This window comes from Nostoc sp. CCY 9925 (genome assembly GCF_963920935.1).
Lineage (GTDB): Bacteria > Cyanobacteriota > Cyanobacteriia > Cyanobacteriales > Nostocaceae > Nostoc.
On the sequence record NZ_CAWUDO010000019.1, the window covers coordinates 17,575 to 36,901 of the forward strand.

The 19,327-nt window shown below is 41.3% G+C and carries 17 protein-coding genes and 1 pseudogene; 13 read left to right on the plus strand and 5 right to left on the minus strand.

What is annotated here, in order from left to right; all coding sequences use genetic code 11:
• Positions 1 to 64: 64 nt before the first annotated feature.
• The 4 genes from mutT (at position 65) to ACM0OY_RS12575 (ending at position 2,924) form a co-directional block, all read left to right on the plus strand.
• Positions 65 to 481 (plus strand): 8-oxo-dGTP diphosphatase MutT, encoded by a 417-nt coding sequence (gene mutT / locus ACM0OY_RS12560; RefSeq protein ID WP_414569183.1) that lies wholly within the window; start codon positions 65 to 67, stop codon positions 479 to 481.
• Positions 482 to 563: 82 nt separating this feature from the next.
• A complete protein-coding gene (locus ACM0OY_RS12565) occupies positions 564 to 1,028 on the plus strand; it encodes a CBS domain-containing protein (protein ID WP_414569184.1) in 465 nt (154 codons plus the stop codon).
• A gap of 85 nt (positions 1,029 to 1,113) precedes the next feature.
• Entirely contained in the window at positions 1,114 to 1,779 is a 666-nt protein-coding gene (gene nblB / locus ACM0OY_RS12570) for a phycobilisome degradation protein NblB (protein ID WP_414569185.1), read from the plus strand.
• A 416-nt stretch (positions 1,780 to 2,195) separates the two neighbouring features.
• A complete protein-coding gene (locus ACM0OY_RS12575; protein WP_414569186.1) occupies positions 2,196 to 2,924 on the plus strand; it encodes an LEVG family PEP-CTERM protein in 729 nt (242 codons plus the stop codon).
• A gap of 227 nt (positions 2,925 to 3,151) precedes the next feature.
• On the opposite strand, the gene ACM0OY_RS12580 is transcribed toward ACM0OY_RS12575, so the two are convergent.
• Positions 3,152 to 3,670, minus strand: coding sequence for a DUF456 domain-containing protein (locus ACM0OY_RS12580; RefSeq protein WP_414569187.1), 519 nt, complete (start codon positions 3,668 to 3,670; stop codon positions 3,152 to 3,154).
• Positions 3,671 to 3,936: 266 nt separating this feature from the next.
• On the opposite strand from ACM0OY_RS12580, the gene ACM0OY_RS12585 reads away from it, so the two are divergent.
• Positions 3,937 to 4,845, plus strand: a complete 909-nt coding sequence (locus ACM0OY_RS12585) for a M48 family metallopeptidase (protein ID WP_414569188.1) — start codon at positions 3,937 to 3,939, stop codon at positions 4,843 to 4,845.
• A gap of 49 nt (positions 4,846 to 4,894) precedes the next feature.
• Here ACM0OY_RS12585 and ACM0OY_RS12590 read toward each other — a convergent pair whose 3' ends face one another.
• Together ACM0OY_RS12590 and rpaB are read right to left on the minus strand one after the other, a co-directional pair.
• Positions 4,895 to 5,536, minus strand: coding sequence for a cofactor assembly of complex C subunit B (locus ACM0OY_RS12590; RefSeq protein ID WP_414569189.1), 642 nt, complete (start codon positions 5,534 to 5,536; stop codon positions 4,895 to 4,897).
• Positions 5,537 to 5,631: 95 nt separating this feature from the next.
• The gene (gene rpaB / locus ACM0OY_RS12595) at positions 5,632 to 6,360 is read right to left on the minus strand and encodes a response regulator transcription factor RpaB (protein WP_096542480.1); all 729 of its coding nucleotides are present in this window, start codon (positions 6,358 to 6,360) and stop codon (positions 5,632 to 5,634) included.
• Between the two features lie 171 nt (positions 6,361 to 6,531).
• Here rpaB and radA point away from each other — a divergent pair, with 171 nt between their 5' ends.
• The 4 genes and pseudogenes from radA to ACM0OY_RS12615 all read left to right on the plus strand — a co-directional run bounded on the left by radA (position 6,532) and on the right by ACM0OY_RS12615 (position 11,218).
• Positions 6,532 to 8,058, plus strand: coding sequence for a DNA repair protein RadA (gene radA / locus ACM0OY_RS12600; protein WP_414569190.1), 1,527 nt, complete (start codon positions 6,532 to 6,534; stop codon positions 8,056 to 8,058).
• A 67-nt stretch (positions 8,059 to 8,125) separates the two neighbouring features.
• A complete protein-coding gene (locus ACM0OY_RS12605; protein ID WP_414569191.1) occupies positions 8,126 to 8,854 on the plus strand; it encodes a Uma2 family endonuclease in 729 nt (242 codons plus the stop codon).
• A 110-nt stretch (positions 8,855 to 8,964) separates the two neighbouring features.
• A pseudogene (locus ACM0OY_RS12610) lies at positions 8,965 to 9,312 on the plus strand (Uma2 family endonuclease); the annotation flags it as partial.
• 661 nt (positions 9,313 to 9,973) lie between these two features.
• Positions 9,974 to 11,218, plus strand: coding sequence for a protein kinase domain-containing protein (locus tag ACM0OY_RS12615; RefSeq protein ID WP_414569192.1), 1,245 nt, complete (start codon positions 9,974 to 9,976; stop codon positions 11,216 to 11,218).
• A 277-nt stretch (positions 11,219 to 11,495) separates the two neighbouring features.
• On the opposite strand, the gene ACM0OY_RS12620 is transcribed toward ACM0OY_RS12615, so the two are convergent.
• Complete coding sequence (locus tag ACM0OY_RS12620) at positions 11,496 to 12,404, minus strand: c-type heme family protein (RefSeq protein ID WP_414569193.1); 909 nt, start codon at positions 12,402 to 12,404, stop codon at positions 11,496 to 11,498.
• 300 nt (positions 12,405 to 12,704) lie between these two features.
• Here ACM0OY_RS12620 and ACM0OY_RS12625 point away from each other — a divergent pair, with 300 nt between their 5' ends.
• Both ACM0OY_RS12625 and ACM0OY_RS12630 read left to right on the plus strand, forming a co-directional pair.
• The gene (locus ACM0OY_RS12625; protein WP_414569194.1) at positions 12,705 to 14,621 is read left to right on the plus strand and encodes a protein kinase domain-containing protein; all 1,917 of its coding nucleotides are present in this window, start codon (positions 12,705 to 12,707) and stop codon (positions 14,619 to 14,621) included.
• A gap of 305 nt (positions 14,622 to 14,926) precedes the next feature.
• Positions 14,927 to 15,817 (plus strand): SDH family Clp fold serine proteinase, encoded by an 891-nt coding sequence (locus ACM0OY_RS12630; RefSeq protein ID WP_414569195.1) that lies wholly within the window; start codon positions 14,927 to 14,929, stop codon positions 15,815 to 15,817.
• Positions 15,818 to 15,999: 182 nt separating this feature from the next.
• On the opposite strand, the gene ACM0OY_RS12635 is transcribed toward ACM0OY_RS12630, so the two are convergent.
• Positions 16,000 to 16,677, minus strand: coding sequence for a peptidoglycan-binding protein (locus ACM0OY_RS12635; RefSeq protein ID WP_414569196.1), 678 nt, complete (start codon positions 16,675 to 16,677; stop codon positions 16,000 to 16,002).
• Between the two features lie 278 nt (positions 16,678 to 16,955).
• Here ACM0OY_RS12635 and ACM0OY_RS12640 point away from each other — a divergent pair, with 278 nt between their 5' ends.
• Together ACM0OY_RS12640 and rimP are read left to right on the plus strand one after the other, a co-directional pair.
• Positions 16,956 to 18,395 (plus strand): hypothetical protein, encoded by a 1,440-nt coding sequence (locus ACM0OY_RS12640; RefSeq protein WP_414569197.1) that lies wholly within the window; start codon positions 16,956 to 16,958, stop codon positions 18,393 to 18,395.
• 249 nt (positions 18,396 to 18,644) lie between these two features.
• Positions 18,645 to 19,106: a ribosome maturation factor RimP gene (gene rimP, locus ACM0OY_RS12645; RefSeq protein WP_414569198.1), complete on the plus strand. Its 462-nt coding sequence runs from the start codon at positions 18,645 to 18,647 to the stop codon at positions 19,104 to 19,106.
• Positions 19,107 to 19,327: the final 221 nt, after the last annotated feature.

Sequence of the window (19,327 nt, forward strand, 5' to 3'; positions counted from 1 at the left end):
CTGCTTCCCCTGCTTTCCCTGCTTTCCCCATTTCCCCACTCTCCACTCCTCACTTCCATAAACCATGAGTCAAACCAGTTCTTTCTTACCTCATAAAATCATTGGCGTTGCCGTAATTTGGAATGACGAAAAGCAAATTTTAATTGACCGCCGTCGTCCAGAAGGAGCGATGGGTGGTTTGTGGGAATTTCCTGGTGGTAAGATTGAGCCTGGTGAAACTATCCAAGAGTGTATTCAACGGGAAATTTACGAAGAATTGGCAATAGCGATCGAAGTCGGAGAGCATCTAATCACTATTGACCATACCTATACAGACTTACGCGTTACCCTGACAGTACATCAGTGCCGTCATGTTACAGGTGTTCCCCAGCCATTGGAATGCGACGAAATTCGCTGGGTAAGCTTGGAAGAACTTGAAAAGTTTAGTTTTCCAAAAGCAAATATTCAAATTATTGATGCTCTCCATGCCCTATTCCCGTAACAATCTATTAATTGCATCAGGTTGAGTCCCGCAATTTTCTACAATAATCGCAGAGACTTTGATAAATGGTGTCAGTAAACAAATGCCTAAAACCGTTGCCGAGGTGATGACCCGCGATCCAATAGTTGTTCGGGCACAAACTCCACTCAAGGAAGCTATCCAAATTCTCGCAGAACGCCACATCAGCGGGCTACCGGTTGTGGATGATGGCGGTAAATTGGTGGGCATTATCTCAGAAACCGATTTGATGTGGCAAGAAACTGGTGTAACTCCACCTGCATACATCATGTTTCTTGATAGCGTTATCTATTTGAAAAACCCTGCTACATATGAACGTGACTTGCATAAAGCATTAGGGCAAACCGTTGGGGAAGTCATGAGTAAAAACCCCATCACTATTTCCTCTGATAAAACTTTAAGGGAAGCTGCTACAGTTATGCACGATCGCAGTGTTCACCGGTTGCCAGTACTTGACGGCACGGGCCAAGTAATTGGTATCCTGACTCGTGGTGATATTATTCGGGCAATGGCAGCAAGTCAAGACTAGTTATTAGTCATTAGTCATTAGTCATTAGTCAAGAGTTTTTAACCCTTGACTCTTTTTTATACGTTTGAAAATCAAGGATAATAAAATGACCATTACTCCAGAGTCTGTTAGACAATTGCTTAGTTCTGAGGATTTGGGCGATCGCTTGCGTGCAGTAAATCAAATCCGTCAATTAGAACCAGCGATCGGTTTTGAATTGATTCAAAGTGCCATTACCGATCGCAATGCCCGTGTCCGCTACTCAGCAGTGAGTCAAATGGATACACTGGGAAAACAAGATTTACAGTTATCTTTGGAGATCTTACGCGATCGCTTGGTCAATGACCCAGAAATAGATGTACAAGCAGCAGCAGCAGATTGCTTGGGCGCTCTGAAGTTACGCGAAGCTTTTGAAGACTTGGAGAAACTTTACAATACAACCGATGAATGGCTAATACAATTTAGCATCATTGCTACACTAGGTGAGTTAGGCGACCCGCGATCTTTTGAACTACTTAAACAGGCACTCTCTTCAGACAATGAATTAGTCCAAACTGCGGCTATTAGTTCTTTGGGTGAGTTGGGAGATATACAAGCGGTTCCCCTTTTAGCTCCTTATGCTACCAATCCAGATTCGCAAATCCGTTACAGACTTTTACAAGCCTTGATTCATTTGGGTAGTCCAGAAGCCAAATCTATATTAGAAACTCTGGTTGATGATGATGTAGAAGCGATCGCTACTGAAGCTAGAGAATATTTGCAATCAGCTTAAGCTTATAAGCCTGAATTCTAAATTTTGTGGTAAAACAGCCCCTCTTTGAAGTTTCCCTACTTGTAAAACCCTCTCCCATTGCGGAGAGGTTTTTATTTTTCGCAAGACGGGGTAGAAGAGCCACTGCCATTCTGTTATGAGTACTTTCATAAAAAACTTTTAATTTCTAAGTAGCGGTAAAGCCCACGATTAAGTACTAGTATACTTAGTTATTGATTGACTAAATGTATAAAAATTAACTTAAAGTAGATATTGTTAGGAAAATATTCATATATAGCGATTTACTAATAAAGATTGTGTGAATTAAGACGCCAGTAGATGCGCTTACGTAATTGCCCGGTTAATATACAAATACAGAGAAACAAATGAAAACAAAATTTTTCATTTAAAGCATTACTAATCAGAGGAGAAATATAATGAAAAAGTTAACTATTTTAGCAACAACAATTGCAGCATCTACTATCAGTTTAAATGTAATTGGTGGTATATCTAAAGCTCAAGCTGCTTCTTTAGTTCCTCCAGTAGAAGGAGAAATTCAACTGACAAATGTCGCTTGTTTGACTGGTAGCTGTATTGATACAACTGCCTATGGTTACACAGTCACCAGTCAGAATTACAACGCAAATTACCTGCCAAGTCTATTATTTAGTGATGATAGTTCAACCTCAAATTCTTATGGTTTTGGTATTTCGTTCAGTCAGCCAGATGCAGGAACTAACACAATTGCAGGTGAAAATTGGTTCCGTCCTGTAGCTAGAAAAACAGACGGGACTGTACCCGAAAATGGTCAATTGGAAGTTGGTCAGTTCAAGTTTGACTTTGCTAGCACAATTAGCGAGTTAGTACTATCATTCTTTGATGTGGAAGATATAGGTACTGCTATTCTGAGCGTTAACGGTGGTGCTTTTGCAGGAACAGTTACTCCAGGAGATAATGCCAATATCAAGAAAGTGACCTTAACAAATGTCAATTCTTTTGAGGTCAAACTCGGCAATATTGGTGGTAAATTTATCACTGGCGATGGTGTCCGTTTGGATGTTAACCAAACTGTACCTGAACCAGGAACTACTGTGAGCTTAGGTGTTTTGGGATTAGTAGCTTTGTTTAGTTTGCAGAAGCGTAGAAAAAACTCACAAGCAGTTTAATTCTGACCATGACTGTCCCTGAATTCAAAATGGAAAATTCAAACAAGAAGTAATTTTGAATTCTGAATCTTGTATAGAAAATATTAATGTTTGCGTGTATATCTTACTAGCAAATAGAATTTTTCATCGTTAAATTGAGTAGATAAAATAACTAATCATGCCACTTAGTTATTTTTATCTACTCAATTTTATTATCTGGGTAAATATAGTGAAATCCTTAATGAATTTTAGGCGCCGTATACCTGTGACCAGGTTGTAACTATAAATACTGTAACAGATGCGATCGCCAACAACCCTTGAATCAAATTCCCAACCAGTGTACCGACGACAATTCCGATACCCGCTTTAACTGCTAATCCTAATTCACGTCGGTAAAGATACTCACCAATAATTGCTCCCAACAGCGGCCCTAGTAAAATTCCTAACAGTGGCCCTCCAAAGGGTAAAGCTGGCAATAATCCCAAAAATCCCAGCACTAAACCGACAATCGCGCCAATCTGCCCCCACTTGCTAGCTCCAGCTTGTCTTGCTCCTACGTAACTAGCTAAAAAATCCACACCTACACTGAGTAACAAAACAATAATTGTCATAATTAAGGGAATCTTAATCGCTGCCAAGGAACTGCTAACGATTCCCCAAATGATAATTGCAATTAAAATTAAGCTGGCACCCGGAATCGCAGGAACTACCGCGCCGATAATGCCCACACCCATTACGGCAATTAATAGCCAATAGATAATTTGCATAGATAAAATTTGAAATTTCCAAATCAGTTAATCATTTGTAGGGTAGCACCGCTGTGCTATCCCAAAACGTGTTACATCCAAAAAAGAGCATCTAAAAAATGATTGATTTATAAAGTAAATTTATTGCATTTTCTCAAAGATGCTTGTCCATTTAAGCAAGATGATGATAAATATCTGGACTTCAAGCTTAATCAAAGATGCGATTTATACTATTTAAAAAAACTCAACAGCAAGTAAAAGCACTTACACCTGGGGATTAGAAATCAATGCAGAGAAAAATATTAACTGGACTAAATTCACAAACCTACGAACACCCTTTCGATCGCAAAGCCTTAGCCTCTTTACAAAAGATGCCTGGTGTCTCTCTGCTACTCAAAAAAATAAACGAGTACGGTATCGATCGCCTACTCCGCATCCAAAGCCTTGGCAGTAGTATCAGAATTACCCCTCGTAATTTTCCCCAATTGCATCAGACATTAGTAGAAACTTGTGAAATTCTTGATGTTAACCCACTTCCTGAACTATATCTATTTCGAGCCACAGGTCACATTGAAAGCTATATTGTTGGAGTAGAAAAACCTCTTATTGGTATCAATTTAGATGCAATGGAGTGGCTTGATACAGATGAATTGCTTTATATTTTGGGACATGAAGTCGCTCGCATTAAGAGTCAGCATATGGTTTATCACCAAATGGCATTTGTGATGCCGACTTTAAAAAATTTGTTGAGTAGTACTACATTGGGAGTCGGTGGCTTGGTAGCCAGTGGTATGGAATTGGCTTTATATAATTGGCAGATGATGGCTAGGTTCACTGCCGATCGCGCTGGTTTGTTGGCTTGTCAGGATATTAATGTCGCAACCAGCGTATTGATCAAAGTTGCAGGTTTACCAGGTGAATACTTGACTACTCCTGTGATTGAAGATTTTCTAACTCAAGCGCGTGAGTTTGCATCCCAAAATCTTGATAGTGCTGATCGAGTAACCAAAATATTGAGTTATACAGAATCTGGACTTCCTTGGGTTGTGATGCGGGCTGGCGAGTTATTAAAATGGGTTGATTCTGGAGATTATGATAAATTAATTCAACAGAAAGATTTAAATACTACACCCGAACCAACACAAGGAAATACACCAGAAGAAACAGAAGGGTGGAATTTTTTAACTTCTTGGTGATTGAATTTTAGATTTTAGACTTCGGCTACGCTCAGTCGAAGCCCAAAATCTAAAATTGACTAAGAGTAACAGCTAATTTATCAGCAATTCCCGCGATCCATTTTTCGTCTTGTTTGGTGTAACTCCGAGGGGCGTTCGCTCCCAAAATGAGGACGCCTCGATCGCCAATAGGTTGACAAATTACCCCTTGAGTATTTTCAGGTAAATAATCAAATTCAATCCTACCTGGATAAACTTTTAGCGCCACTAGATAAATCGGCTTTTGTTTTTCGAGTACCTGTTTTAAGATTGCTCCTGGTATAACCTCAGATTTAGTACCCAAAATTCCGCGACGCAACAAAACTTTACCTTGATCAAAAACTACTAGCGATCGCGTTACTGTATTGGTCAACAATAAATGAGATGCCCAAGCTAGTTCAGTTTTCACAGGTTCTGGTAAGTCTGGCGCGAGTATAAAACCCTCTTCTCCGATTAGTTCTACAGTATCAGGCGATCGCGGCTGTACCTGCTGCCAAATTAAGCCCGTCAAAATTAACACCGCACTCAAAATCACACCCAACACATCACCACGCGCTTGAGATTCGGTTAGTTGCGGTGTCAACAAGCGGTTAATTAGCAAAAGTACAGCGCCTAGCCCACCTACAACAATGGGTAGACGCCGCAAAACTCGATTGGGATCGGATTTGGTCATTAGTCATTGGTCATTAGTCATTGGTCATTAGTTATTGGGCATGGGGCATTGGGCATTAGTCTTTCTCCTTGTCCCCTTGTCCCCTTGTCCCTCTCCTACTCCTCCCCTGGTTCAATAATTCGCTGGAAAAGATAACCAGTACCTCGGGCTGTCAATATTAATTCTGGGTTGCTGGGATCGTCTTCTAACTTTGCCCGCAAACGGGATATATGTACATCTACTACACGGGTATCTACATGGCGTTCTGGTGTGTAACCCCAAACTTCCTGCAAAATTTCTGAACGGGAAAAAGCTTCTCCTGAGCGACTGACTAACAACTCTAGTAAGCTAAACTCCATACCTGTCAATCGAATCCGCTCGTCACCTTTATAGACTTGTCGCTTATTGGTATCGATTTTAATGTTAGCGACATGAATTACACCAGAACTGGGAATGCCAGTAGCACTAGTTTTGTCTACTCGCCGCAGCACTGACCGAATCCGGGCTTCTAACTCTTTAGGGGAAAACGGTTTAACTACGTAGTCGTCAGCACCTAATTCTAGTCCAGTGATGCGATCAGCTACATCCCCCAAGGCTGTTAGCATAATAATGGGAACATCTGATTCTTTGCGTAATTCTTGACAAACACCGTAGCCATCTAGCTTTGGCATCATCACATCTAAAACTACCAGGTCAGGATCGGCTTTGCGAAAAGTTTCCAAAGCTTCTTCTCCGTCACCAGCTGTCACGACATCGTAGCCAATCATCGAAAGGCGCGTTTCCAAAATCCGGCGAATGCTGGCTTCATCGTCTACTACCAAGATTTTTTCTTTATGACTTTCCAAGTTAATCGGCGCTCCTTCACTAAAAATTTACATGATTAATTTTTAATACCATAATATTAAGATATCATTCCATAAATTGATTTGGAAAAAGCTCTAATTACCACTATTATTGGATTTTAGTCTTATCCAAAAATTTAAGTAAATATTAAGATTATTTAATAAGATTTACGAATGGCAAAGCCAAAAAGTTTTTACGTTTGTAACGATTGTGGGGCAGAATCCCCTCAATGGTTTGGTAAGTGTCCAGCCTGTGGCACTTACAATTCTCTAGAAGAACAAATGCTGATCCAATCATCAGTAGATGTACCCAGTCGGGGAGGAGTAAGTGGTTGGCAATCAACTCAAACCAATGGCAAATCTCACTCTAAACCAGCTAAAGCACGAGCCTCCTTAACATTTGACCAAATTACCGATCGCCAAATCGCCCGGTGGGAGTCTGGTTATGAAGAATTGGATCGGGTACTTGGTGGTGGGGTTGTCCCTGGCTCTATGGTGTTGATTGGTGGCGATCCGGGTATTGGGAAATCGACATTATTACTGCAAGTATCAAATCAACTAGCGCAGAAATATCGCATCCTTTACGTAACTGGTGAAGAATCGGGACAGCAGGTAAAATTACGAGCTTCTCGTTTGGGAGTATCAAAACCCGTAAATGTCCCTAGTGAGGAAAATGTCAGGGTAGTAGTAGATAATACACTTCCCATAGACCCTGACAGTATAGGTGCAGATTTATATGTACTGCCAGAAACAGATTTAGAAGAAATTTTACGCGAAATAGACTCTCTAAAGCCAAACGTGGCAGTGATTGATAGTATTCAAACAGTATTCTTTCCTGCGTTGACTTCTGCGCCTGGTTCGGTGGCTCAGGTACGTGAATGTACTGCGGCTTTGATGAAGGTGGCAAAGCATGAAGATATTACCATGTTGATTGTGGGACACGTCACCAAAGAAGGAGCGATCGCCGGGCCGAAAGTTTTAGAACATTTAGTAGATACAGTGTTGTATTTTGAAGGCGATCGCTTTGCCTCCCATCGGTTATTACGCACAGTCAAAAACCGCTTTGGAGCAACACATGAAATCGGCATATTTGAAATGGTGGCACACGGACTGCGGGAAGTTCCTAACCCCTCAGAGTTATTTTTAGGCAATCGTGACGATCCCGCGCCAGGTACTGCCATTGTCGTTGCTTGCGAAGGAACTCGCCCGATTGTTGTAGAATTACAAGCCTTGGTGAGTCCCACCAGCTACCCTTCCCCTCGGCGTGCAGGTACTGGCGTAGATTACAACCGCCTGGTGCAAATTCTCGCCGTTTTAGAAAAACGCGTGGGGATTCCCATGTCGAAATTAGATTCTTATGTTGCTTCTGCTGGGGGATTGAGTGTAGTAGAACCAGCAGTAGATTTAGGAGTAGCGATCGCGATTGTTGCAAGTTTCCGCGATCGCATTGTCGATCCCGGTACAGTTTTGATTGGGGAAGTTGGTTTAGGCGGACAAGTGCGATCGGTTTCCCAAATGGAACTGCGGTTGAAAGAAGCAGCTAAATTGGGATTTAAAAGAGCGATCGTGCCCAAAGGCACAAAATTTCCTGACCTCAATATTGAAATATTACCAGTATCTAAAGTAATAGATGCAATTATCGCCGCCATCCCCCATCAAGAACTGACAAACGACGATTTAGAACCCGATGAATATGAGTAAAGGGACTGGATACTGGGTATTAGCAAAACAATTCCAGTCCCCTTGACACACCAAAGGACAACCCACCATGACAGCCATCACCCAAGACTACCAAATCACTTGGGAAAAATTACCCAATGATTACAAACTCCCAGATGACCCAGTGGACAACATCAACCAACCGGCCTTAGCAGCTGCACTCACAGAAAGCCTACAATTAGCCGGAAAAATTTCAGCTAACGCCCTGACAACAACTAATTACGGTATTTGTGCCACTTTAAATAACAGAATAGTTATTAAAGCCCCTGATTGGGCTTTCATTGCCAAAATTAATGTTAGTAGAGAAGAAGTAATACGCAGTTACACACCTCAATTACAGGGTGATATTCCTGTAATTGTGATGGAATTTGTTTCTGATACACAGGAGACAGAGTATTCTATCAAAGCGACGTATCCCCCAGGAAAATGGTTTTTCTACGAGCGCATTTTAAAAGTACCAAACTACATCATCTTTGAGCCAGATAGTGGTAATTTCGAGATGTATCGCTTACAAGACACAGAACAGTACGTTTTGCAAGAGCCTGATGAAAATCAACGCTACTGGATAGCCCAAATCAATCTTTACCTTGGAGTATGGCAAGGTACTCGTGAAAACCGCACAGGAAAATGGTTGCGGTGGTGGAATGAACAAGGAAACCTTTTACCTTGGGGAACAGAATTAGCCGAACAAGAACGCCAACGTACTGAACAAGAACGCCAACGTGCTGAAAGACTAGCAGCACAATTGCGGGCTGCGGGAATTGAACCTGAAGATTAAACTTCTGGTAAATAATTTAGGATTGCTAGATTTAGTTAAAAATTTGCTAAATACAGCAGATTTCAAGTTAGGTATTGTACATAACGATTCGTCTGTTACCCAAGTAAAAGCGGATTCCTTACTATGTTGTTTTCAGTCGCTACACTAATGAACTTCAGGCATTTCAGTTAGTAGGCGGTCATTATGAACCGATGAATTTGACTGAGGGACGCATACTAATGCCAGAAATAGATTTAAGTTTAGGCTTATGGCAAGGTTCATTTCGAGATATTGAAAGATTGTGGTTAAGGTGGTTCACTTTAGCAGGAGAATTAATTCTCGCACCCACAGAAGAAGCTGCTGCCGCTACCCAACGAGCTATAATTGCTCAACAAGAAGCTGCTCAAGCTAGAGAAAAAGCAGAACAACTGGCAGAACGTTTACGTCAGTTAGGCGTTAATCCTGACGACCTAGATTAATTATTGTAACTTCGGATATTTTTTCTTTATTTTTTATTAATTTATGTTACTAGTAACCAGCTTTTACAACACATACAAGAAACAATGAATAGAAGTAGAAATTCTTCCATTAAGGAGCATAATTTTCTGTTTTAGAAGAATAATGACTTATATTGAAAGCTTCTATATGTCGATGTAGCAATATCAGGTTGCAGAAAGATTAATTTTTAAGAGCGATCGCATATCCATTACTTGAAATATATATAATATTTAGTCTGATAACTCTATAGCAACTTCAGTTTTAGCAAAACACTATGAGGTTATGCTAAGTGCTAGCTGTTTCAAACGTTAGTAGCAATTGACTTACTAAGGCTAAGATAAGGTTAAATAGCGAATCTAAAAAGCGATGCCCAAAGCACTCGCAGATATTACCGCAGACACGGGCTAGATCCTCGCTGCAAAAATACTTAATATTAAGTAGTACTAAAACCTACTCAACTAAAAATTGTTAATTTGGTCACATAAGACCATCTAAAAAGTGTAGAAAAGTGTATTTCCTAATTTTGACGGTGGTGCTAACCTCTATTTTATAGATGATATCAGCCTTTATCTGCTAGAGTTTCTGACTTTCAGCAAACCAAATAATCTATCAATAATTAAGATCGCTAGGAGTGCGATGATGATGTCACAGTCCCCTTTGACAAGACCAGAAATAGCCGCTGGAACTCTAATCGATAACCGCTATATTATCCAAAAACTTTTGGGACAGGGAGGATTGGGGCGAACTTATTTGGCGTTTGATACTCGTCGTTTTAATGAAGCTTGTGTTCTCAAAGAGTTTGCACCCATTGGCACAGGAGAAAGCGGACTCGAACAATATCGCAACTTATTTAAGAGAGAAGCCAAAATTCTTCACCAACTGCAACATTCTCAAATTCCCAAGTTTTTGGCTTGTTTTGAAGGAGATGGTCGGTTGTTTTTAGTGCAAGAATATGTCGATGGTAAAACATATTCTCGGCTGCTAGGAGAACTTCAACGCCAGGGAAGAAATTTTTCTGAAGACGAAGTTATCCAGTGGCTCAAAAATTTACTGCCTGTGCTGGAATATGTCCACCAGCATAATATTATCCATCGAGATATTTCCCCTGACAATATTATGCTACCAGATGGCAAAGATTTGCCAGTACTGATTGATTTTGGTGTTGGCAAGCAAATTACTGATATCAACGAAGCCAAAACTTCTAACCAAATAACTTTCGTTGGTAAAATGTCCCTCGTTGGGAAAGTAGGATACGCTCCTCGCGAGCAAATTAGCTTAGGTTTATGTTCTGCCTCTAGTGATATTTATGCTTTGGGAGTAACAGCTATTGTACTACTCACAGGTAAAGATCCATCTTTATTAATGGATCAGTACTCCTTAGAATGGAACTGGCGTTATTATGCCTATGTGAGTGATGATTTCACTCAAGTACTCGATCGCATGTTAGCCGATAGACCCAACAAGCGATACCAAACAGCTAGAGAAGTAATCGCAGATTTAGAGCGTCTTGAACAACCACAAGTACTAACATCTCCTGTAATGGCAAATGATTTGCCTCCCACAGTATTTAATCCTGAATATCAGGCTATGTCGGCAATTTCCGAATCATACAACCAACTAGGAGAGACGATCTTTAGTTCACCCGGTTTAACTGTGAGTCCACAAATTCGGGGAATTGAACAACAACAAGCTTCCCTTAATCCAGCATTTGTTAAACATTGTCAGCAAGAGTTAGCTTACCACATCGGACCAATGGCAACTCTAGTTCTAGAAGAAATATTGGCTCAAAATCCTTACATTTCACCTGATCAATTTGTTGAACTGATAGCCGCAGAAATTCCTGACTTTCAAGCAGCTTTTGAATTTAAAAAAAGCTTGTTTTCGTAGGATTTAGATAACCAAATAATTACAGCGAAATTCAAAATTCAGGAGTCAGAATTCCGAATTAGAATCGGCTTACAATTTAGCTATCATACCTAAATGGTGTAATTCACTAACTTGAAATTTTCTGTAAGTGATGATGTTTAATTTATTGTCAGAATAATTCAGGATTGAGAAGTCACAATTTAGAATTTGGTAAGAAAATGTTTGGAAAGTATTGTATGAAGCACCAAAAGCTTCAGAACCTAACCCCCCTATTGTGACTCCTGAATTCTGACATTTTTTAATTTTCCGTACCTCCCTGAGTGCGTTTGATTCGTTTCATTGCCATTTCTAAACTTAATTGCATCCGCCTAAAAGCTCTAGCTAGATTACCAATTTCATCATTAGACATCTGGTCAAATTCAACTTCTAGATGTCCCGTACTTACTTCCTCAGCAATACGAGTCATGCGTTTGAGAGGAATCACAACTTGTCGATTTAAGAAAAAGTTAACTAAGAGAATAGTTGCGATAAAAATAGTTGATACAATCAGAACGATTACTAAAGAGGATTGATTGGCTTTGTTGATAACGTTATTAGCCGGCACTGATATAATTTGAGCGCCAACAATTTCATTTAGCTTCCAGCCAAATCCATTAGCTGTACCATAAAGAGTAATCATGCTTTGAGGTGCAGCTTCAGGCACACTGTGACACTTGAGACAGCTTTCTTCAGAAATTGGCAGCGGACGAGCAATATAAAAGATATCTCCACCAGGAATTGAGCGAAATCCACTCACTTCTTTCAAGTCTGATTTATTTCTGAACTTTTCTACAATTTCTGTCTCAAAACCGTCTGCTTTATCTCGAAGATTAGTAGGATTGAGAGTTGCTTCTTTATAAAAGAAGTCACGATAGTCTGTTGTTTTCCGCAAAATTTCAAATACCTCCCGTGCTGAGTATGCAGGTACACTTTGCGGCAAAAACTCCGTTGCTAATTTATCAGCTAACTCTGGATTCACTTGAGTACTGGTGTACTTACGAACAGAACTCATTGTTTGCATCAGCATGAGAGCTGTTGAGCTAATATCTTGTTTGGCATTCTCCCTGAGCAAAGAAGAAAGAGCAAATCCGCTTAAGCTTAGACCAAATGTCAAAATTACTAGTAGCAGAATTGTAAACTTTTGTTTCAGATTTAAATTCTTTAGCATAATTTTAGATTACCTACAAGTCAAATTATTATGAGCAAATATTGCTAAAGTCATCGTTGACTCTCGCAAGAGCAATCAAGTTTCATATTTGGGTATAAAGGCATAGTTTAGCTAAAACTAGAAAGATCTATCCAAATTTATACTATTAATTAATAGTAACTATTGAGGTGATGAAAATGTTATCTAAGTAACTAACTTCCAGAAAGCTACAACAACAATTCAAATGGAATTCCCAAAAATTCGTGTTGGCTGTTCTGATACCGTGCCAAAATAAATACCAAAAAACGTCAAATATTACTAATGGTGTGGAATCCAGGAAAGTCTTTATTCGGAGGGCGCTACATTATTGAAAGCCAACTAGGCGAAGGTGGAATTGGCATTACTTATCTTGCCAGAAATCAAAGAAATCAACTGCGAGTGATTAAAACTCTCAAAGAAGAAATCCTGAATCACCCCGCTTGGATACTCCACCGAAATAAATTACGGCAAGACTTCCGTGATGAAGCAGTTCGGCTGGCTGTGTGTCACCATCCTCATATAGTACAGATAGAAAACGTCTTTGATGAAGCAGGTTCGCCTTGTATGGTGATGGAGTACATCCAAGGCGAAGACTTAGGACAACGCTTGAAGCGGGTAGGTTTGCTATCAGAAACAGAAGCACTGTTGTATATTCGGCAAATTGGCGACGCTTTGATGCTGATTCACTCTAAAGGGCTGTTGCATCGGGATCTCAAACCGCGCAACATCATGATTCGCATTGATAAATCAGAAGCGGTGCTGATAGACTTTGGCATTTCCAGAGAATTTATTCCCAATGCAGTTCAAAGGCATACAGTGTATCGCACTCCTGGTTTTGCCCCGCCTGAACAGTATGAATTAGAAGCGCCACGAGGAGAATACATTGATATCTACGCCCTAGCCGCTACTTTGTATAATTTACTTACAGGAGTTGTACCAACAAGTGCAGACGATCGCCGCCACAATGTTAATTTAGAACCACCGCAATATTTTAATCCCAACATCAGTAATAGGGTAAATCAAGCTATTATGTGCGGCATGGATCTGGAGTCAACTTATCGTCCCCAGTCCGTGCAAGAGTGGTTGAATTTACTCAAACACGATCCTGAGGAAGATTTAGCAACAATACCATTGTCTTTTGCGAACAAGCCGAAACGACAATCGCCTGAAAATATTGCACAATCATCTGGACCTGTTGTATTAGATCGGCAGAACTGGCAATGCGTACAGACCCTTAAAGGTCATTCTAGTATGGTTCATGCGATCGCCATTAGCCCAGACGGACAATTTCTTGCTAGTGGCAGCAACGACAAAACTATCAAACTTTGGCAACTGAGTACTGGCAAGCTAGTGCGTCAACTGGGCCGTTGGTTTTCTGGTCATTCCAGTATGGTTCATTCCCTTGCCTTTAGCCCAATTTCCCCAAATTCTCCTTATCAAGGAGAGTCCGGTAGAACAGGCGGAATCACAGATATCAACTCGGGAATTTTGGCTAGCGGTAGTTGGGACAACACGATTAAATTGTGGGATGTCAACACAGGCAAAGAAATTCGTACTCTCATTGGTCATACCAACTGGGTAAATTCCGTCGCCTTCAGTCCAGATGGCAAACTGCTCCTTAGTGGTAGTGCTGACTGTACAATTAAACTCTGGCAAATACACACTGGCATAGAAATCCAAACTTTCACAGGTCATTCTGACCCAGTTTCATCAGTTGCCTACTCTCCGAGAACAGCTACAACCACCAAAAATCAGGAGAGACAGCTTGTAGCTAGTGGTAGTAATGACTACACCATCAAACTGTGGCAAGTATACACAGGCAGAAATATTTGCACACTTCTTGGACATACTTTTTTTGTCAACTGTATCGCCTTCAGCCACGATGGAGAAATCATCGCTAGCGCTAGTGCCGATAACACAATTAAACTGTGGCATGTAAACACAGGCAGAGAAATTCGCACCCTAACTGGTCATTCTGATTCAGTTTGGTCAGTCGCCTTTAGCCGGGATAGGCAATTTCTCGCTAGTGGTAGTTGGGATAACACTATTAAATTGTGGCATTTACATAGTGGTAGAGAAGTCAGCACCCTGACAGGGCATTCCAGCTATGTGAGATGTGTCGCCTTTAGTCCTGATGGACAAACCTTAGTCAGTGGCGGCGATGACGATACAATCAAAATTTGGCGACGGGGAAAGTAATACCAATTCAAAATTCACGCATTCAAAATTTAACCCTGAGCGGAGTCGTTTGCGTAGCGTCTCGCAGAGAAGGGTCAAAATTAAGAAAGCCGGACAGAACAAGGGTTTGGGAGTATTTCAAATTGGTATAACGGACAAAGGGACGAGGAGAATAATTCTTAACTCCTAACTCCTAACGGGTTAAACGCCCCGAAGAGAGCTAACAGCACTCCCCCTCCTCTTCTAGCCTTGCGATAGAATTGCGATCGCCCAAAAATTGTCACAATAATGGCGGTAACCGTTATTTTTGAACAATAAATAATTTTATGGGCTTTGGTATTGGCGATTTATTCTGGATTTTCCTGCTTCTTACTTCTTTGCAACCCCTTTGGCAAAAACGCCAAATAGAATATCGACGCTTGCGTGCTTTACAAGAATTTCAGCAGCAACGCAAAAGTCGGGTGATTTTACTAATTCACCGTCAAGAGTCCATTAGCTTGCTGGGAATTCCCTTATCTCGCTACATTACTATAGAAGACTCAGAACAGATACTGCGAGCAATTCGTCTCACTCCCCCAGATGTGCCAATTGACTTAATTTTGCACACTCCTGGTGGTTTGGTTTTAGCTACAGAACAAATTGCTAGAGCATTAATTCGCCACCAAGCAAAAGTCACAGTCTTTGTACCCCACTACGCTATGAGTGGCGGTACAATGCTAGCTCTGGCTTCTGATGAAATTGTTATGGATGCCAATGCTGTTTTGGGACCAGTTGATCCCCAACTCGGTAACTACCCAGCAGCTAGTATCGTCAAAGTGGTTGAAGATAAACCCATTAGCGAGATTGACGACCAAACCCTAATTATGGCTGACCTCGCAGGCAAAGCAATACAGCAAGTACAACGCTTTGTGCGGACTCTGCTCAAGGACAGTATACCTAAACAAAAAGTTCAGCCAGAAAATATCGAATCGATTATCGAAGCTTTAACAACTGGACGTGTCACCCACGACTATCCCATCACTGTTGAAGAAGCAACAGAAATGGGGCTGCCCATAACCGTCGGGCTGCCCCATTCTATTTATGATTTGATGGATTTGTACCCACAGCCACAAGGAGGGCGACCCACTGTCCAGTATATTCCTATGCCTTACAATGACCGTAGTCCAGCTCTACCTGTGCCGAAAGGCAGACCTTTAGAAGAACCCAATAATTCATAATTCGTAACTCAAGCACAGAACAACTAACTTTCTAAAAAGCTGCACGCATCGCTGCCACAGCCATAGCTTTGAATGATTAAGAACCCTACACCTACCCAAAGGGTGGTGTAGGAAATGCCACGAATTACAACTACGAATTACATTGAGTTGAGGCTTTGAAGTAGGAATTTTTTCGTGGGATTTTAAGGTGTAGACGTAGGTGTTGGAGTTGGTGTAGCTGTCGGTGTTGGAGTTGGTGTCGCAGTTGGCGTAGCTGTCGGTGTCGCAGTTGGCGTAGCTGTCGGTGTCGCAGTTGGCGTAGCTGTCGGTACACTTCTCGGTGTAGCCGTCGGTTTAGCCGTCGGTTTAGCCGTTGGTGTAGGTGATGGCTTAGGAGTTGGCTGACCTACAAGTGCCTTTGCTTCTTGGTCGATCTTTTGCCGGAGGGCTAAATTAGCAATTCCGGTTTCTTGCAACTGATTTTTCTTTTGGTATTCCTTTACCGCTGCTTCGGTCTGAGGCCCATAAAAATGATCGCGAGGAAGGGGAGGATTGGGCTTAACTACCGCATTCAAATTCCCTTGCAGAATTTTAATGATGTTAGCAGCAAAATCTTGGGTTTTTGGTCCCGCTATCCCATCAACTGGTTTTAGCTTGTAACCGGTCTGAAATTCACGAATTGCTTTTTTGGTTTCTTCGTCCGTCAACGGCGTATTTGTTACCTTGACGTTATAGCCTAACCCCCGTAACACAGCACGAAATTGCTGTGGCGTATAACTACGTTGAGGGGCTGCAAAACCTGTATCTACAATTACAATGCTAGCAGTTAACAGGCAGGTAGCAGCAAAAGTCGCGCTTGATTTTCCAAACCCACACCACATAATGAAAACTCCTTTGGATTAAATCAGCAGGATTATAGACGTTAACAGCTGCATTTTAAGTTTCTTTAATAACTTTTTTCGCAATTATTTAATGATTTTTGAATAATTTGTAATTTATATTTGTCAAACTTAACTGATTATAAAAAACTAATTTGTGTCATCCATCAAAAGAAGTATCTTATATTAGCGAAGCTAAATTAGTTGTCAAAACCTGGTAGTCAATAAATCAGACAGTGGATATTGAAAATCAAGAGAAATGTATAATTTAAAACAAAGAAATGAAAAACATAAAAAATTCTCAGCAGCGCAATCTTTGGTTTGAAAGATTTATGGCAATCCTCGCCACGGTAAATTTAAGTTTAGTTTTGTTTGATTTAAGTTACGTACATTGGCGGGATTTGTACTTGCAAAAACTTCCCCAAATTGTCCACATTTATGACCCAATCAAAGGTATTGAACCGCATCGAGACACGAAAAAGTATCTAGAAACCTTAGATGCATTACAAGAACAAGTCAGCCAAACAGGATTACAGTCACCTGAAGTAAAAAACAGGCTAGAGGAAATAACTCGTCTTAGTAACGAGATGATTGACACTAACCCATTTGCGGGAGCGAATAAGAGTGGTACCCTAGAAAAAATCAAAAATCGGATGCGCGATCGCACCGACAAAGAATCTGCAAAACAGTCCTTTGCGATTTTTTGGAGTCAACCGTACTTAACCCAACAAGGCTGGCTTCAAGAAATTAATTTTTTCAACCAGAGAATTCGGCCCTTGATTGCCACTAACTACTACCGCCGAATTGGGGAAAGTGGCGACTTTATCAATAATTTCTGGATTATTGATTCAGCTTTTGTGATTTTATTTGCCCTAGAATTGCTGGGGCGTACCTTTTTAATCAGACGCCAACATGCTGGTTTAAGCTGGTTAGAAGCACTCTTGTGGCGTTGGTACGACCTGTTCTTATTAGTACCATTTTTCCGATGGTTGCGAATTATACCTGTATTAGTGCGCCTTGACCAAGCAAAGTTATTAAGTTTGTATCCCGTGCGCCGACAAATTAATCAGGGAATCGTCGCCAATTTTGCCGAAGAACTCACAGAAATTGTAGTGGTGAGGGTAATTAACCAAGTTCAGGGTTCAATTAAGCGAGGTGAGTTAGTCCGGTGGCTGTCACAACAGGAGAATGTGCGCTCCTACATAGATATTAATAATGTCAATGAAATAGAAGCGATCGCAGCTCTTTTGGTAAAAACAATTGTTTACCAAGTGCTACCCGAAATCCAACCAGCGATCGTTGCCATTTTGCGTCACAATATCGAAACCGTCATCGATCAAGTTCCCATCTACCGCAACCTCCAGAACCTCCCAGGTGTCGGACAAGCCCAAACACAACTCAGCGAACAATTAGCCACTCAAATCACCACAAATCTTTACAAAACTTTAGTTAGTGCCGTTGAAGATCCTGTTGCTGCAAAACTTACCAGTCAACTAGTACAAAGTTTCAGCGAGGCTTTGACAGGGCAAATCAAAGAAAAGCACTTGCTTACAGAAATTGAGAGTTTACTTTCTGACTTCTTAGAAGAAATCAAACTCAACTACGTTCAGCGTTTGTCCCAAGAAGATATCGAGCAAATCATCGAGCAAACCAGGCAGCTACGAACACAGGCATCACTTCCAGCAGTAGTCGATAAAGGCGCTACTTTTTCAGGGAGATGAGGGGTAAAGGGGCAGAGGACTGGAGGCCAAAGAGATCTCCTTTCCCTCTACTCGTCATGTCCTCCGCTCTCCCATCCTCTTATTCCTCTGTGCACCCGATCCTCTTCCCCAATGCCGATGCCCCGCTACAAAAGAAATGCGCTAAACTCGAATGAGGGCGAACTACTATTGGTTCGTCACAAGACTTCTTGGAAGATATCCCTATCGCAGGAAGTGGGTCGATGCCCACTTTTTTTATTGAATTTTCTCATGGCTCATCCCTTAGTACCAAAAATTATTGATTTGGCGACACCAGTAGCAGAAGAACTGGGATTAGAACTAATTGGTGTGGTTTTTCACACTAACCAAAGTCCACCAGTGCTGCGGGTAGATATTCGCAATCCTCAGCAAGATACTGGGTTAAATGATTGTGAGAGGATGAGCCGGGCTTTAGAAACCTCCTTAGATGCTGCGGAAGTCTTTCCAGATGCTTATGTCTTGGAAGTGTCCAGTCCTGGTATTTCGCGGCAATTGGTCACTGACAGGGAGTTTATCTCTTTTAAAGGATTTCCTGTCATTATCTCCACTTCCCCGCCCTACGACGGACAACAAGAGTGGACTGGTCAGTTGATTCGCCGGGATGAGACAGCAGTTTACTTAAACCAAAAAGGTCGTGTAGTCGAAATTCAGCGCTCCCTAATTACTAGGGTGCAGCTAGACGAACGCCGTTAAACGAATGACTAGGGACTAGGGATTAGGGACTGAGGATTAGGGACTGGGGATTAGGGATAAGGAAATAGAAACTGGGGGAATACACGAGTAGAGGAGCTTCAGGTGCAAAGGGAAAGTTGTTGCAAGTCTTTCCCCTTTGCACGCCATCACCTCTGCCTTATCGTCCATGCCCTATGCCCCATATCCCAGTCCCCAGCCCCAATCCCCAGACCCCAATCCCC